Source organism: Geodermatophilus maliterrae (assembly GCF_041018925.1).
Lineage (GTDB): Bacteria > Actinomycetota > Actinomycetes > Mycobacteriales > Geodermatophilaceae > Geodermatophilus > Geodermatophilus maliterrae.
Map to the genome: position 1 here is coordinate 1 of NZ_JBFNXQ010000070.1, position 15447 is coordinate 15447.

The following is a 15447-nucleotide window of genomic DNA, read 5'->3' on the forward strand; positions in this document are numbered from 1 at the left end:
CACCGACGGCGGCCCGCCAGCCGGCCGAGACGCACGGGTCGCCGTCATCGGCGGCCACCGAGCCCCGGACGACGGAGAAGACCTCGCCGCGCGGCGCCGGCCGCACCGTGCGGCCGCCCGCGCGCACCAGCATGAGGGCGCTCGTGGCGGACGCCGCCGTCTGCGCCAGCCCCAGGAGCAGCTCGGAGGAGGAGTCCGACCAGGTCGTGAGGTTGATGCTGCCGGCCAGCTCCCCGGTGATCGGCTCGAGCACCGGCGCGGCGGCGCAGGTGTAGCCGCGCAGGTCGGCGCAGTAGTGGTCACCGGCCTGGACCAGCGAGGGCGCCCGGTCGGCCAGGGACAGCCCCAGCCCGTTGGTGCCGGCGTTGCGCTCGCTGTAGGTGAAGCCGGGGGCCAGGTGCACCCGGTCCAGCGACCGCCGGATGCCGGGGTCGTCGCCGAGCCGGGCCAGGACCAGCCCCTCGGAGTCGGCCACCATGAGGCTCACCGGCTCGTTGGCGATCGTCGACTGCAGGTCGCTGAGCACCCGGTGCGCGCACTCGTAGAGCAGCGAGCCGGTGTCGGGGGACCCGGTGAAGACGGGGATGACCTCGTCCGGCGGCACGCCGTAGCCCTGGCTGCGCCGCCACGAGGCGCGCAGCCGCGGCGCCGCCCCCCGCCCGGCGGGGGCGGGGTCGGCGGGGCGGCCGTGCAGGGCCGGCAGGCGGTCCCGGTCCGCGTCCACGGCACACCTCCGGGCTGGGGATCGGCCGGGGCACCGGCCGACGTGGGGTTGTGACGTGCGCCACGCAATGTACGCGCGCACACGCCGCTGCCGGTGTCCCGAAGTGAGACACCGGACGGGTGTCCGCAGGTCGTGCGCGTGTCTAGCGTCGTCCGGGAGCGAGGTGACCCACCTCACGACCGAGCCGACGGAGGCCCCGGATGTACACCAAGGACGGCGAGCAGTACTACGTCGTGGACGCCCACATCGCGCTGTGGGACGCCCGCCCGGAGAACCAGCGCAACATCCACGGCAAGCAGTTCATCGACTGCTTCTACGACTACCACCGCAACCTCAGCCCGGAGTCCGAGGTGTGGCCCTACGAGGAGTACCTCTACCAGGGCGGCGAGCGGCTGATGCGCGACGTGTTCGCCGGCGGGATCGTCGACCACGCGGTCTTCCAGCCGGCCCGGCTCGCCGAGTTCTACCACCGGGGCTTCGGCCAGACCGAGGAGGCGTTCGCCCTCGCGCAGGCCCACCCGGACAAGCTGACCTACAACCACTACTGGGACCCGCGTGACGGCGAGAACGGCCTGGACAAGCTCCGCGCCGACGCCGAGCGCATGCAGCTCAAGGGCGTGAAGCTCTACACCGCCGACTGGCACGGCGAGTCCCGCGGCTGGAAGCTCACCGACCCGATGGCCTACCGGTACCTGGAGGCCTGCCGCGAGCTGGGCATCCGCAACATCCACGTCCACAAGGGCCCGACCATCCGGCCGCTGGACCGCGATGCCTTCGACGTCGCCGACGTCGACCACGTGGCCACCGACTTCACCGACCTGACGTTCGTGGTGGAGCACTGCGGCCTGCCGCGCCTGGAGGACTTCTGCTGGATCGCCACCCAGGAGCCCAACGTGGTCGCCGGCCTGGCCGTCGCGATCCCGTTCATCCACACCCGGCCGCGGTACTTCGCGCAGATCATGGGCGAGCTCGTCTACTGGCTGGGCGAGGACCGCATCCTCTTCTCCAGCGACTACGCGCTGTGGACCCCCACGTGGCTGGTCGAGCGGTTCGTCGACTTCCAGATCCCCGAGGACATGACCGAGTACGCGCCGCTGAGCACCGAGGTGAAGAAGAAGGTGCTCGGGCTCAACGCCGCCCGGCTCTACGACCTCGAGGTGCCCGCGCACCTGCGCCTGCCCGAGGCCGACGAGACGCAGACCGGCCCGCGCGAGCCCGCGGCCGCCGACCTCGCGTCGGTCTGAGGGGACGCCGATGACCGCCGTCCTGCACGACCTCGAGAGCGAGGTGCGCGCGGCCCTGGGCACCGTCGTCGACCCCGAGCTGGACGAGCCGATCACCGACCTCGGCTTCGTCCGCTCGGTGGCGGTCGCCGGCGACGCGGTGGAGGTGCACCTGCGCCTGCCGACGTCGTTCTGCGCACCGAACTTCGCCTGGCTCATGGCCTCCGACGCCCACGACGCGGTGACCGCCGTCCCGGGCGTGGGGTGTGTGGTGGTCGAGCTCGACGACCACCACGACTCCGACCTCGTCAACGCGGGCCTGGCCGCCGGGCTCGGCTACCGCGGCACCTTCGGCTCCGAGGCGGAGGAGTCGCTCGACGAGCTGCGGGCGACGTTCCTCCGCAAGGGGCACACCGCGGCGATGGAGCGGGCGGTCACCGCGCTGCTGCGGTCCGACCCGGCCGCTGACGTCGCCGCGCTCACCCTCGGCGACCTCCCGCCGGGGGAGCACACCACCGACGCGCTGCTGCGCCGCCGCGCCGCCCTCGGGCTGCCGACCGACGCCGCCGCACCCGTGCTCGTGCTCGACGACGGCACCCGCCCCGACCCCGCCCAGGCACCGATGGTGCTGCGCCGGGCCCGGTCGGTGCGGATCTCCGTCGACGGCAACGCGCACTTCTGCCGCGGCCTGCTGACCACCCGCTACCCGGGGTCGGAGGCCGACCAGGTGCCCCGCCCCGACGACGACGGCCGCGCCCGCCCCGTCCTCCCGCTCACCGTCCTGAAGGAGATGACCCGATGAAGGCCGTCCGCGTGCACGAGTACCACGCCGACCCCGTGATCGACGACGTCCCCGAACCGGAGATCCGGGGTCCCCTCGACGTCATCGTCAAGATCGGCGGCGCCGGGGTCTGCCGGACCGACCTGCACATCCTCGAGGGCCAGTGGGCCGATCTGCAGAACCCGGACCTGCCCTACGTGATCGGGCACGAGAACGCCGGCTGGGTGCACCGGGTCGGGGAGGGGGTCACCAACGTCGCCGTCGGTGACACCGTCATCCTGCACCCGCAGCCCAGCTGCGGCCTGTGCACGCCCTGTCGCGCCGGCCGGGACATGCAGTGCGTGAACGCCTTCTTCCCCGGGCTGTCGAACGACGACGGCGGCATGGCCGAGTACCTGCGCACCACCGCCCGCGCCTGCGTGAAGCTCGACCCGTCCACCAACCCCGCCGACGTCGCCGCACTCGCGGACGCCGGCATCACCGCCTACCACGCCGTGCGCAAGGCCCTGCCGCTGCTGCACCCGGGCACGACCGCGGTGGTGCAGGGCGCCGGGGGTCTCGGCCACATCGGCGTCCAGTGCCTGGCCGCCCTGTCGGGAACCCGGATCATCGTCGTCGACCGCAACCCCGATGCCCTGGAGCTCGCCCGGCAGATCGGCGCGGACGAGGCCGTGGTCGCCGACGGCAACCAGGTGCAGGCCGTCCAGGACCTGACCGGCGGGGGCGCTGACGTCGTCTTCGACTTCGTCGCCGAGCAGGGCGCGGAGATGGACGGCTGGCACATGACCGGCCCGGCCGGCTCGTACTACGTCATCGGGTACGGCGGGGAGCTCCGGATCCCGACGCTGGACCTCGTCGCCGGCGAGAAGAACGTCGTCGGCAACATCGTCGGCACCTACACCGACCTGGCCGAGCTGATGGTGCTCGCGCAGGCCGGCAAGGTCACCCTGCACACCCAGCAGTACCCGCTCGACAGGGCCGTGGACGCGCTCCGCGACCTCGATGCCGGGAAGGTCCGGGGGCGCGCCATCCTCGTCCCCTGAGGAAGGACCCCGTCCTCCCCACCCCTCGCACGCTCGGGGCGGGACCCGGGACGGGGCCGCCTGCCCCCCACCGCTCGCAGGCTCGCGGCGGGACCCTGCAGGAGGGCCGCCCGTCCCGCGGCGGCGGGCCGACCCTGCCGGGACGGCCCGCCGCCGGTCAGGGGGTCTGCGTCGGCGCGCGCCGGTGGTGCGGGCTGTCCGGGTTCAGCAGCGAGTGCTTGCGGCCGTAGGTGAAGTAGATGGCGAACCCGATGAGGAGCCAGACGCCGAAGCGCGCCCAGGTCTCCCAGGGCAGCTGCCAGATCAGGAACAGCGACGACAGCACCCCGAACGCGGGGACGAAGGGCATGAGGGGCAGGCGGAAGGAGCGGGGGGTGTCGGGCCGGGTGTAGCGGAACAGGATGACCGCGGCGCAGACGACGATGAACGCGGACAGGATGCCGATGTTGGTCAGGTCCGCGACGGCGCGGATCGGGAAGACGCCGGCGAGCAGGGCGGAGGCCACCCCGGCGATCCAGGTCACCCGCTGCGGGGTGCCGGTCCGGTCCACCTTGGCGAACCACGGGGGCAGCAGCCCGTCGCGGCTCATGGAGAACCAGACGCGGGTGACGCCGAGCAGGAAGGTCAGCATCACGGTCAGGATCGACAGCACGGCGAAGACCGAGATGATGCTGGCGATCACCGGCAGGCCGACGCTGGTGAAGGCCGAGGCGAAGCCGGCGGTCGGGTCGATGTCCTGGTAGTTCTGCATCCCGGTGAGCACCAGGGTGGCGGCCACGTACAGCGTCATCGCGATGACCAGCGACAGGATGATCGCCTTGGGCATGTGCTTCTTGCCGTCCTCGGCCTCCTCGGCGGCGGTGCTCATGGCGTCGTAGCCGAAGACCGCGAAGAAGACCGTGGCCGCGCCGGTGAGCACCGGACCGAACCCGGCGGGCATGAACGGGTCGTAGTTGCCGGCGTTGATGTAGAAGACGCCGAGCCCGATGATGAACAGGATCAGCACGATCTTGACGGCCACGGCCACGAGCTCGAACCGGCCGAAGGCCTTGGTGCCGCGGCTGAGGATGAAGGTCACGAGCAGGCAGATCAGGATGGCCGGGATGTTGACGACACCGCCCTCCTCGGCGGACGCGGTGATCGACGTCGGCAGGCTGAGGCCGAAGCCGTCGAGGAACGCCTCGAGGTAGCCCGAGATGCCGATCGCCACCACGGCCACGATGGCGATGTACTCCAGCAGCAGGTCCCAGCCGATGAACCAGCCGATGATCTCGCCGAGGGCGACGTACCCGTAGGTGTAGGCGGAGCCGGCCCGCGGGATCATGCCGGCGAACTCGGCGTAGGAGACCGCCGCGGCCGCCGACGCCAGACCGGCGATGAGGAAGGCGATCAGCACGGCCGGCCCGACGCCGGGGTTGTCCGCGTCGCCGGCCGCCACCAGCCCGGCGAGGGAGAAGATCCCGACGCCGATGATGCCGCCGACGCCGATCGCGGTCAGCTGCCAGAGCCCGAGGCTCTTGGCGAGCGCACCGGCGCCGCTGTCCTTCTCGATCTCGTCCATCTGCTCGACCGGCATGCGCCGCCAGATGGACCGCCGTTCCGGAGTGCTCATCGGTGTGCTCCCTCGACGTGGGGCGTCGGGCACGACAGGTGCCCGGGGGCGGCCACTCGACGAGGGTCCTCGCCCCCCGGCCCGTCGGCAAAAGAGAGGCGCCGGGCCGCCGGGTCCCCCACCCGCGAGGGGCGCCGGCGGGGGCGGGACGGGGAGCCCGCCCGCAGGTGTCGGGAACGCCACAGCGACCTCCGGCGGGCCGTGACACCGTGGAGTCGTGCCACGTCCGTAACCTCGTCAGGTGCTCCCCGTGACCCGGTACCGTCCGCAGCGGCTCGTCCGTCTGCCCGACCGGGCGCGGCGCGCCATCTCCGGCTCCGGTCCGCCCACCGCACCGATCGGGCTGCGCTCCCAGCCGAGCCGGGTGGACGACCTCACCGCGCACGCGGCGCTGGCTCTGGCCCTGCGCATCGGGGAGTCGATGCTGGCCGTGGGGGCCTCGGCGGCAGACGTGACCGCCACGGTGCTCCGGGTGGCGGCGGCCCACGGTCTGACCGCCTGCCAGGTCGACGTCACCTTCACGTCGCTGACGATCAGCTACGACCGGGACGACGCCGTGCCGCTGACCGTCATGCGCATCGTGCACACCCGCGGGATGGACTACACCCGCCTGCAGGGGATCACCGACGTGGCGAGGGAGGTCGGGGCGGGCGAACTCGACATCGAGGACGCACACCGCCGGCTGGACCAGGTCGTCTCCGCCCCCCACCCGTACCGCCGGCGCATCCACGCCCTGGGGTGGTCGGGCGTGGCCGGTGCCGTCGGGTTCCTGCTGGGGGGTGGGTGGCTGGTCGCCCTGGTCGCGGCGGTGACCACGGCGTCGATCGAGCAGGTCATGCGCGCGCTCGACCGGCGCGGGCTCCCGCTGTTCTTCCAGCAGGCGGTCGGCGCCGCGGTGGCGACGGGGGTGGCCGTGCTCCTCGTGGTCTTCGACGTCGGGGTCCGCAGCTCACTGGTGGTCGCTGCGGGGATCGTCGTGCTCCTCGCGGGACTGTCCCTCGTGGGCGCCGCCGAGGACGCGATCAGCGGCTTCCCGGTCACGGCCGCCGCGCGGGCCTTCGAGGTGCTGACCCTCACGGCCGGCATCGTGGTCGGCATCGCCGGCGTGCTGGACCTGGCACAGCGGGCGGGGGTGCCGCTGGCGGTGGTCGACCCCTCGCCCGCCGGGGTGCCGCCCGCCGTCGCCCTGGCCGCGGCGGCCGGGATCGCCGGCTTCTGGGCGCTGGCGTCCTACGCCCGCCCGCGCGGCGTGGCCGTCGCGACCGCGGCCGGCGCGCTGGCGTGGGTGGTCTCCTCGGGGGCCGGTGCGCTCGGTGCGGGGCCCTCGGTCGCCAGTGCCGCCGGTGCCCTCCTCGTCGGCTTCTGCGGGGAGGCCCTGACCGGCCGGCTGCGGATCCCCCCGCTGCTGGTCGCCGTCTGCGGCATCGTCCCGCTGCTGCCCGGGCTGGCGATCTACCAGGGCCTGTTCGCGATCGTCGTGGACGCTGACGTCCCCGGCGGCCTCGACGCACTCGTCGGTGCCGCCGCGATCGGCCTGGGCCTGGCCGCCGGCGTCACGCTGGGCGAGCACCTCGGCCGGCCCCTGAGCCGCGAGCACGACCGGTTCGACCGGCGGGTGCGCCTGCGGGCGACGACCACGGACTGAGGACCTCGTCCCGCGCCGGACCGCGGTGCCGGGCCGGCTGGGACACTGGGGGACGGCGACCACCCGCGTGCACACGACGCCGGGTCCGCGGGACGTCCCGCGGTGGTCGAGACGCCGCCCGGACCCCCCACCTGCACGCGTCGTGCGCGCGGGGACGAGTAGTCGAGGAGACCGCGATCCGCATGCCCGACCGCCTCGCCGCAGTCCTGTTCGACATGGACGGCACCCTCGTGGAGACCGAGCAGCACTGGGGGACGGCGCTGTTCGCCCTCGCCCGGCGGCTGGGCGGCGAGCTCAGCGACACCGCCCGCGAGGCCACCGTGGGCACGACCATGCGCGATTCCATGGAGGTCCTCTACGCCGACCTGGGTCTCGACCGCGGCGAGGAGGAGCTGCAGGCCGACGCCGGCTGGGTGATGGACACCGTCGCGGAGCTCCTGGCCGCCGACGTCCCCTGGCGGCCTGGCGCCCGCGAGCTGATCGCCGAGCTGCGGGCGGCGGCGGTGCCCACGGCCCTGGTGACGACGACGCCGCGGCGGCTGGCCGCCCTGGTGCTCGCCCAGCTCGAGCGTGCCTTCCCCGACGTCCCGCCCTTCGACCTCACCGTCTGCGGCGACGAGGTGCCCGCCCGCAAGCCCGATCCGGCGCCCTACCTGCAGGCCGCCGCGGCGCTCGGTGTCGACCCGGCCGACTGCGTGGTGGTGGAGGACTCCGCCGCCGGCGTCACCGCGGGCCTGGCCGCCGGGGCCGCGGTGCTCGGCGTGCCGTCGCTGCAGCCGCTCAGCCCGGCACCGGGACTCGTCCTGCGCGACTCCCTCAGCGGGATCGGCCTCCCCGACCTCGAGCGGCTGCTGCTCGACCGGCAGGTGGCCGCTCCGGGCGCCTGAGCCGGATCAGCCGGCCGTCGGCAGGTCGGCGAGCGGCCCGGACGCCGACCTGCGTGACGGACAGCGCGCGGGGGAGTGCGGCCACCGGTGCCACCCAGCCCTCGGCGAGGGCCGTCCGCAGGAGTGCCGCGCCGAGCGCACCCCCGAGGTGGCGGCGCCGCTCGGTCCAGTCCCGGCAGCCCCGGACGCGGGCGACGGCGTCCGCGCTGCGCGATGCCCCCGACACCGCAGACGTCGGCGGACCAGCGCCGGCCCGCAGCGGTGACCGTGAGCCCGTCACCGGTGGCGAGCAGGCCGCGGCCACCGCCGGCCCGGCCAGCCGCGGCTGCGGTCGGCCAGCACCCCGGCGAAGCGGGCGATCGAGTCGGCGGACACGGGCACGCGGCCATCCTGGCGGAGGACGCCGACGGTTCGGTCCCCGCCGAACACCGTCGGGGCCAGGCTGGGTCCATGCCGCTGATGCTCTCCGCCGTCCTCGAGGACCCGCGCCACCGGGTGCCCGCCGCTCCGTCCGCGGACGCCGGTCCCGCCTGGCCGCGGTTGCAGGTGCCCCGCTTCTGCGACGGTCCCGAGCAGGACCACCGCGGCGCGACGGTCGACGACATCGTCTCGGTACCGACCGTTATCTCCAACTTGACCGCCGATCCAGCCGTCCTCTCGTTCCAGGGCCTCGGCCTCCCGACCGCCTGCCTCGCCGACCGCCGCACCGGGTCGGCCGGACCCCCGCGGCGGGTGGCACCGGACGGGACGACGGTGGAGGTGGACCTCGCCGACGCGCCGTTCGGGCGGGGGCCGCACGCCTGTCCGGGCCGGGCGATCGCCGAGGCATGGGTGGAGGTGCTCGGATGAGTGCCGACGACCGCACGGCCTTCCGCGTCCTGCACGACGGGCCCGCCCCGCTGCTGCTGCCCAACGCGTGGGACGTCGCCTCGGCGCTCGCACTGGTCGCCGACGGCCACCCCGCGATCGGCACCACGAGCCTGGGCGTCGCCGCTGCCGCGGGGATCCCGGACACCTTCCGCGCGGGCCTCGGTGCAACGGTCGCGCTGGCCCGCGCGCTGGCGCGGCTGCCGGTGCCGGTCACCGTCGACCTCGCCGACGGTTTCGCCGACGACCCCATCGCGGTGGCCGCACTGGTGGCCGACCTCCCGGCGGCCGGGGTGAACCTGGAGGACAGCACCGACGGGCGCCTGGTCGACCCGGGGCTGCACGCGGCGAAGGTGGCCGCCGTCGCCGGGTCGTGCCCGGGGTCTTCGTCAACGCCCGGGTGGACACGTACTGGCTGGGGGAGGACGCCGATCTCGCGGCCACCCTCGACCGGGCCCGGCGCTACGTGGCCGCCGGCGCCGACGGCGTCTTCGTGCCCGGCCGGCTGACCGAGGCGCAGATCGCCGCCCTGACCGCGGAGCTGCCGGTGCCGGTCAACGTCCTGGCCGGTGACCACCCGCTGCCCCGGCTGGCCGAGCTCGGCGTGCGCCGCGTGAGCACCGGTTCGCTGCTGTTCCGGGCGGCGTTGGACGCCGCGGTGGCGGTGGCCGGGCGGCTGCGCGACGGCGAGCCCGCCCCGCCGGCCACGCCCTACGCGGAGGTGGACGCGCGGACGGTGGCGCACGGCGGGTGACCCCGCGCCGGCGATCACGGAGCGGGCGTGGCGACACGCCGGCCGCCGCCGGCGCGTCGCCACCGCAGCGCCATGATCGCCGGCGGGGACGCCGCCCGCGGAGCCGTCGACGCCGCCGCCTAGGGAGCCGGCGCGACCTCGCGGCCGCGGGTGACGACGACGCGCGGCCGCTGCAGAGCGGTCAGGTCGGCGGTGACGTCGCCGTCGGCCACCAGGAGATCGGCGTCGTAGCCGGCCGCGAGCCGCCCCGTGCGCCCGCCCAGCCCGCAGGCGCGCGCGGCCCGGGACGTCGCCGCGGTCAGCGCCTCCGCCAGCGGCACGCCGCAGGGCCCCACCAGGTCGGCCACGGCGTACGCCACCTGGCCGTGCGGCTTGGCCGGGCCGATCCCGGCGTCGGTGCCGGCGAGCAGGGTGACGCCCGCCCGGTGCAGGTCCGCCACGTGCGCCAGGTGTCCCTCGACCGTGGTCCCGGCCGCGGCCATCCGGGCCTGCACGTGCGGCGGCGGGTCGACGCCCGGCAGGAACCCCACGGTGGGGCAGACGTCGGTGCCGCCGGCCACGAGCGCGGCGGCGAGTCCCGGCGGCAGGTGGACGCCGGAGGGTGTCAGGCAGCTGCAGTGCTCGATGCCGTCGACCCCGGCCGCGACGCAGCGCTCGACCGCCGCCAGGCCGTGCGCGTGCGCGGTCACCGGCAGGCCGGACCGGTGCGCCTCGTCGACCACGGCGCGCAGCTCCTCGACGGTGAACTGGCACGCGGTGAGGTCCGTGCCGGGTGTGAGCAGGCCCCCGCTGGCCATGACCTTGACGACACCGGCGCCGCGCTCGGCCCGCTCGCGTACCGCGCGGCGCAGCGCCCCGATCCCGGACGTCTCGCCGCCCATCGACCAGCAGTGCCCGCCGGGTGAGGTGATCGGCGGTCCGGCGGCGACGACCGTCGGCCGCTCGCCGTCGCGCCCGGCGCGGTCGAGGACCGTCCAGTGGTGGTCGCCGAGGTCGCGGACGGTGGTGACGCCCGCCCGCAGGGTCGCCCGCTCCGCGGCCGTGACGACGGCGTCGAGCCGGGTCGTGTCCAGCTCGGGGACCTGGTCGAGGGCGCGGGGGCTGCCGTCGGCGCAGAGGTGGACGTGGGTGTCGACCAGCCCGGGCAGGAGCGTGCCGCCGGGGACGTCGGTGACCGCGCAGCCGTCCGGCGCCGGCGCGGTGACGGGCTCGACACCCAGGATCCGGCTGCCCTCGACCAGCACCAGGGTGCCGTCGCGCAGGAACCGTTCGCCGTCGAAGGCGGTGCCCGCCCGGTACCCGTGCACGTCGGCTCCCCGGGGTCGGGACTGAGGGGTGGGCGAGGCTAGCGACGGGCGGCGAGCGGTGTCGACGGGTCCTGCCGCGTTCCGCAGCGGCCGGCCGGTCAGGCGCCGTCGAGGTACCGCCCGTACGTCCGGGCCGAGAGCTGCACCTCGTAGCACCGGCCGCCTCCCCGCGGGTGCGGGCGGCGGCGAGCAGCGCGCGCCCGACCCCGGCGCGGCGGTGCCCCCGGTCGACCACGACGTCCGCGGTGCCCACGGGCCGCTCACCGGACTCGGCCAGCAGGACCGTCCGGCCCGGCGTGGCCGGCGTCGTCGTCCAGGCCTCCCGCACACGCTCGTCGGCCCGCACGTCGAGCTCCTCGTACAGCTGCCGGTACAGCGCCACCCGGCCGCCCTGCAGGGTCCCGCCGCGAGCCTGCGAGTGGGCGGGGGCCGGGGGCCGGGGGCCGGGGGCCGTGCTCAGTCGCGCTCGACGACCGGCAGGGTGGGCCAGCCGGCCGCGGCGGCGGCTTCGGCGGGGAACGGCGGGGGAGTGCCGCCGAAGGACGGGCACAGCGCCTGGTGGTCGCACCAGTCGCACAGCCGCGTGCGGTTGGGCCGGAAGTCACCGGTGGCCACGGCCCGCTCGATCGCCGCCCAGATGGCCAGCAGCGTCCGCTCGAAGCGCACCAGCTCGCCCTCGTCGGGGGCGTAGGTGAGCGCGTCGCCGTCGCCGAGGTAGATGAGCTTGAGCTGGCTGGCCACCACGCCGCGGGTGCGCCACAGCACCAGCGCGTAGAACTTCATCTGGAACAGCGCCTTGGACTCGAACGCCTCCCGCGGCATCGAGCCGGTCTTGTAGTCCACGACCCGCAGCGCGCCGTTGCGGGCGACGTCGAGCCGGTCGACGTACCCGCGCAGCAGCAGCCCGTCGGGCAGCGTGACCTCCACCAGCTCCTCGCGGCCCTCGGGCTGGATGCGGGTCGGGTCCTCGAGCGTGAAGTAGGTCTCCACCAGCTTCCCGGCCGACTCCAGCCACGCCTCGAGCGACGGGGGAGCGGTGTCGTCGTCGCCGGCGGTGAACAGCGCCTCGACCTCGGGGTCGGCCCGCAGCTCGTCCCAGGCCGGCGCGACCAGGCCGCGGGCGGCGTCGACGGTGCGCTCGGCCGGCGGGAGGTCGTAGAGCCGCTCCAGGACCGCGTGCACCAGCGTGCCGCGCACCGCGGCGGCGCTCTTCTTCTCCGGCAGCCGGTCGATGGTGCGGAAGCGGTAGAGCAGCGGGCAGGTCTTGAAGTCCGCCGCCCGGCTCGGCGACAGCGACGGCCGCCGCGGCGCCCGCTCGGCCGCCGCGTCTGGCGCGGGCGCACCGGACCCGGGCGTGCCCGGGCCGGTCGGGTCGGTCCCGGCAGCGGGGTCGGTGGGCACCCCGTCCGTCTGCGCCGGATCCACCTGCGCCGGGTCCTGCGCGATCGCGGTCATGCATCCGAGGCTAGGTCGCCCCACCGACAGTCCGGCGCACCCCGCGCCGGGCGGGGGGTCGGTGGCGCTCGCCTAGGCTGGCCGTCCGTGGACCCGCAGCCCGAGCCCCCCGCGACCGACGAGACCGCCCCGGAGGCGGCGCCGGCCGCGGTGCCCACTGAGGTGCCCGCCGAGGAGGGAGCCGGCGAGCCGGTCGCGGCGTCGACCAACCAGCCGGCCGCGGAGCCCGCTCCGGCCGCGGAGCCGGTCCCGACCGCCGGGCCCGCCGAGCCGGCGGCCGCGCCCGTGCCCGGGGCCTTCGTCGCCGGCGACCGGGTGCAGCTCACCGACCCCAAGGGCCGGCTGCACACCGTCGTCCTCACCCCCGGCAAGCAGTTCCACACCCACCGCGGCGCCATCGCCCACGACGACCTCATCGGCGCACCCGAGGGCTCGGTCGTGCACTCCACGGCCAACACCGGCTACCTGGCCTTCCGGCCGCTGCTGGCCGACTTCGTGCTGTCCATGCCCCGTGGCGCGCAGGTCATCTACCCCAAGGACGCCGCCCAGATCGTCGGCAACGGCGACATCGGCCCCGGCATGCGCGTCCTGGAGGCCGGCGCCGGGTCGGGCGCGCTGACCTGCTCGCTGCTGCGCGCCGTCGGCGAGCACGGCCGGGTCACCAGCTACGAGCGGCGCGAGGACTTCGCCGACGTCGCCCGCGGCAACGTGTCGGCCTTCTTCGGCGGCGGCGTGCCCGGCACCTGGGACCTGCGCCTGGGCGACCTCGCCGACCACCCCGCCGAGGAGGTCGTCGACCGGGTCGTGCTCGACATGCTCGAGCCGTGGGCGGTGCTGCCCACCGTCGCGGCGGCGCTGCGGCCCGGCGGCGTCCTGGTCGGCTACGTGGCCACCGTCACCCAGCTGTCCACCTACGTGGAGGCGCTGCGCGCCCAGGGCGTCTGGACCGAGCCCTACGCCTGGGAGTCGCTGGTGCGGCCCTGGCACGCCGTGGGCCTGGCCGTGCGCCCCGAACACCGGATGGTGGCGCACACCGCGTTCCTGGTCACCGCCCGGCGGCTCGCCGAGGGCGTCGTCGCACCCGTCCGCCAGCGCCGGGCTGCCAAGTAGGAGGAGCCTGCTGCCCCCACCCCCTCGCGGGCTCGCGGCGGGCCCCTGCAGCGGGGCCGCACTGCTCACCGCTGGGGGCTCGCGGCGAACCCCGTGGTGCGGCCGGTCGCGCCCGCGAGCCCACGGCGCGGTGACGGTCCGCGTGTATAGATTTGCGTCCTGGCTCCCCCCGATCTGCGGAGGTGCGCGATGGGCCCCGGCCTTGGTAATGGTCCCGACGAGTTCCGAGCACGGCGTGAGCGCGACGTGTCCGCGCTGCTCGCCCAGATCTCCTACCTCGAGGAGGAGATCGGTCTGCTGCGCCGCAAGGTCGCCGACAGCCCCCGTCAGACGCGGGTCCTGGAGGAGCGGATCGCCGAGGCGGAGGGCCGCGCGGCCTTCCTCTCCGAGCGCAACGACAAGCTGGCCGGCACGCTGCGCGACGCCCGCGAGCAGCTGGTCACGCTCAAGGAGGAGGTCGACCGGCTCGGGCAGCCGCCGTCGGGCTACGGCGTCTTCCTGGGCCGGCACGACGACGGCACGGTCGACGTCTTCACCAGCGGCCGCAAGCTGCGGGTGTCGGTCTCGCCCGCGGTCGAGGGCGAGGAGCTGCGCCCCGGCCAGGAGGTCATGCTCAACGAGGCGATGAACGTCGTCGAGGCGCTCGGCTACGAGAAGCAGGGCGACGTCGTCATGCTCAAGGAGCTGCTCGAACCGCTCGACGGGGTCACCCAGCGCGCGCTGGTCATCGGCCACACCGACGAGGAGCGGGTGGTCTACCTGGCCGACTCGCTGACCGACCAGCCGCTGCGGGTGGGCGACTCGCTGCTGCTGGAGTCGAGGTCGGGCTACGTCTACGAGCGGATCCCCAAGAGCGAGGTCGAGGAGCTCGTCCTCGAGGAGGTCCCCGACATCGACTACTCCGACATCGGTGGCCTCTCCCGGCAGATCGAGCAGATCCGCGACGCCGTCGAGCTGCCGTTCCTGCACGCCGACCTGTTCCGCGAGTACGAGCTGCGCCCGCCCAAGGGCATCCTCCTCTACGGCCCACCCGGCTGCGGCAAGACGCTCATCGCCAAGGCGGTGGCCAACTCGCTGGCCAAGAAGGTCTCCGCGGTGAAGGGGGAGGGGCAGGCCAAGTCCTACTTCCTCAACATCAAGGGCCCCGAGCTGCTCAACAAGTACGTCGGCGAGACCGAGCGGCACATCCGGCTGGTGTTCCAGCGCGCCCGGGAGAAGGCCGGCGAGGGAACCCCGGTCATCGTGTTCTTCGACGAGATGGACTCGATCTTCCGCACCCGCGGCTCGGGCGTGTCCTCCGACGTCGAGTCGACGATCGTCCCGCAGCTGCTCAGCGAGATCGACGGCGTCGAGGGCCTGGAGAACGTCATCGTCATCGGCGCCTCCAACCGCGAGGACATGATCGACCCGGCGATCCTGCGGCCGGGCCGGCTCGACGTGAAGATCAAGATCGAGCGTCCCGACGCCGAGGCCGCGCGCGACATCTTCAGCAAGTACCTCAGGACCACGCTGCCCATCCACCCCGACGACCTCGCCGAGAACGGCGGCAGCCGCGAGGCGACCATCCAGGGGATGATCCAGCGCACCGTCGAGCGGATGTACACCGAGAGCGAGGAGAACCGCTTCCTCGAGGTGACCTACGCCAACGGCGACAAGGAGGTCCTGTACTTCAAGGACTTCAACTCCGGCGCCATGCTGCAGAACATCGTCGACCGCGCGAAGAAGATGGCCATCAAGGAGAGCCTGGAGACCGGGTCGAGCGGTCTGCGGGTCGGTCACCTCATGCAGGCCTGCGTCGACGAGTTTAAGGAGAACGAGGACCTGCCCAACACCACCAACCCCGACGACTGGGCGCGGATCTCGGGCAAGAAGGGCGAGCGGATCGTCTACATCCGCACGCTCATCAGCGGCAAGGGCAACGACTCCGGCCGCGCCATCGACACGGCCACCAACACCGGCCAGTACCTCTGAGGAAGGACCCTGCTGCCCCCACGCCTCGCGAGCTCGGCGTGGGGCCCTGCAGCAGGGCCGCTCCGGCA

14 protein-coding genes are annotated in these 15447 nt (G+C 74.6%); 10 read left to right on the forward strand and 4 right to left on the reverse strand.

The window, feature by feature from the left end:
* A partial coding sequence (locus tag ABQ292_RS18715) for a GAF domain-containing protein (RefSeq protein WP_369209188.1) occupies window positions 1-724 on the reverse strand: 724 nt, incomplete at its 3' end.
* A gap of 200 nt (window positions 725-924) precedes the next feature.
* Between ABQ292_RS18715 and ABQ292_RS18720 the strand changes: the two genes are divergently transcribed.
* Genes ABQ292_RS18720 through ABQ292_RS18730 form a run of 3 tightly spaced genes read left to right on the forward strand, consistent with a single transcriptional unit; the run spans window position 925 to window position 3771 of the window.
* On the forward strand, window positions 925-1968 hold the full coding sequence (locus ABQ292_RS18720) for an amidohydrolase family protein (protein WP_369209190.1): 1044 nt from the start codon (window positions 925-927) through the stop codon (window positions 1966-1968).
* Window positions 1969-1978: 10 nt separating this feature from the next.
* Window positions 1979-2749: a metal-sulfur cluster assembly factor gene (locus ABQ292_RS18725; protein ID WP_369209192.1), complete on the forward strand. Its 771-nt coding sequence runs from the start codon at window positions 1979-1981 to the stop codon at window positions 2747-2749.
* The gene (locus tag ABQ292_RS18730; RefSeq protein ID WP_369209194.1) at window positions 2746-3771 is read left to right on the forward strand and encodes an NAD(P)-dependent alcohol dehydrogenase; all 1026 of its coding nucleotides are present in this window, start codon (window positions 2746-2748) and stop codon (window positions 3769-3771) included. Before ABQ292_RS18725 ends, ABQ292_RS18730 begins: the two co-directional genes overlap by 4 nt.
* A 157-nt stretch (window positions 3772-3928) precedes the next feature.
* On the opposite strand, the gene ABQ292_RS18735 is transcribed toward ABQ292_RS18730, so the two are convergent.
* Entirely contained in the window at window positions 3929-5383 is a 1455-nt protein-coding gene (locus ABQ292_RS18735) for an amino acid permease (RefSeq protein WP_369209196.1), read from the reverse strand.
* A gap of 250 nt (window positions 5384-5633) precedes the next feature.
* Here ABQ292_RS18735 and ABQ292_RS18740 point away from each other — a divergent pair, with 250 nt between their 5' ends.
* The 5 genes from ABQ292_RS18740 to ABQ292_RS18760 all read left to right on the forward strand — a co-directional run bounded on the left by ABQ292_RS18740 (window position 5634) and on the right by ABQ292_RS18760 (window position 9536).
* The gene (locus tag ABQ292_RS18740) at window positions 5634-7028 is read left to right on the forward strand and encodes a threonine/serine exporter family protein (RefSeq protein WP_369209198.1); all 1395 of its coding nucleotides are present in this window, start codon (window positions 5634-5636) and stop codon (window positions 7026-7028) included.
* A gap of 182 nt (window positions 7029-7210) precedes the next feature.
* On the forward strand, window positions 7211-7915 hold the full coding sequence (locus ABQ292_RS18745) for an HAD family hydrolase (protein ID WP_369209200.1): 705 nt from the start codon (window positions 7211-7213) through the stop codon (window positions 7913-7915).
* Window positions 7916-8365: 450 nt separating this feature from the next.
* Complete coding sequence (locus ABQ292_RS18750; protein ID WP_369209203.1) at window positions 8366-8764, forward strand: hypothetical protein; 399 nt, start codon at window positions 8366-8368, stop codon at window positions 8762-8764.
* Window positions 8761-9291 (forward strand): isocitrate lyase/phosphoenolpyruvate mutase family protein, encoded by a 531-nt coding sequence (locus tag ABQ292_RS18755; protein WP_369209205.1) that lies wholly within the window; start codon window positions 8761-8763, stop codon window positions 9289-9291. Before ABQ292_RS18750 ends, ABQ292_RS18755 begins: the two co-directional genes overlap by 4 nt.
* Window positions 9183-9536, forward strand: a complete 354-nt coding sequence (locus ABQ292_RS18760) for an isocitrate lyase/phosphoenolpyruvate mutase family protein (protein WP_369209206.1) — start codon at window positions 9183-9185, stop codon at window positions 9534-9536. Before ABQ292_RS18755 ends, ABQ292_RS18760 begins: the two co-directional genes overlap by 109 nt.
* 119 nt (window positions 9537-9655) lie before the next feature.
* Here ABQ292_RS18760 and ABQ292_RS18765 read toward each other — a convergent pair whose 3' ends face one another.
* Together ABQ292_RS18765 and ABQ292_RS18770 are read right to left on the reverse strand one after the other, a co-directional pair.
* Entirely contained in the window at window positions 9656-10843 is a 1188-nt protein-coding gene (locus ABQ292_RS18765) for an amidohydrolase family protein (RefSeq protein WP_369209208.1), read from the reverse strand.
* A gap of 456 nt (window positions 10844-11299) precedes the next feature.
* Window positions 11300-12298 carry a RecB family exonuclease gene (locus ABQ292_RS18770; RefSeq protein WP_369209210.1) on the reverse strand — a complete coding sequence of 333 codons (999 nt, stop codon included), beginning with the start codon at window positions 12296-12298 and terminating at the stop codon, window positions 11300-11302.
* Window positions 12299-12385: 87 nt separating this feature from the next.
* Between ABQ292_RS18770 and ABQ292_RS18775 the strand changes: the two genes are divergently transcribed.
* Window positions 12386-13408: a tRNA (adenine-N1)-methyltransferase gene (locus ABQ292_RS18775; protein ID WP_438940607.1), complete on the forward strand. Its 1023-nt coding sequence runs from the start codon at window positions 12386-12388 to the stop codon at window positions 13406-13408.
* Between the two features lie 246 nt (window positions 13409-13654).
* Window positions 13655-15379, forward strand: a complete 1725-nt coding sequence (arc, locus tag ABQ292_RS18780) for a proteasome ATPase (protein WP_369209212.1) — start codon at window positions 13655-13657, stop codon at window positions 15377-15379.
* Window positions 15380-15447: the final 68 nt, after the last annotated feature.

Coding starts and splice junctions, on each gene's coding strand:
- ABQ292_RS18720 (WP_369209190.1), top strand. CDS start 925: ATGTACACCAAGGACGGCGAGCAGTACTACGTCGTGGACGCCCACATC.
- ABQ292_RS18725 (WP_369209192.1), top strand. CDS start 1,979: ATGACCGCCGTCCTGCACGACCTCGAGAGCGAGGTGCGCGCGGCCCTG.
- ABQ292_RS18730 (WP_369209194.1), top strand. CDS start 2,746: ATGAAGGCCGTCCGCGTGCACGAGTACCACGCCGACCCCGTGATCGAC.
- ABQ292_RS18735 (WP_369209196.1), bottom strand. CDS start 5,383: ATGAGCACTCCGGAACGGCGGTCCATCTGGCGGCGCATGCCGGTCGAG.
- ABQ292_RS18745 (WP_369209200.1), top strand. CDS start 7,211: ATGCCCGACCGCCTCGCCGCAGTCCTGTTCGACATGGACGGCACCCTC.
- ABQ292_RS18750 (WP_369209203.1), top strand. CDS start 8,366: ATGCCGCTGATGCTCTCCGCCGTCCTCGAGGACCCGCGCCACCGGGTG.
- ABQ292_RS18755 (WP_369209205.1), top strand. CDS start 8,761: ATGAGTGCCGACGACCGCACGGCCTTCCGCGTCCTGCACGACGGGCCC.
- ABQ292_RS18770 (WP_369209210.1), bottom strand. CDS start 12,298: ATGACCGCGATCGCGCAGGACCCGGCGCAGGTGGATCCGGCGCAGACG.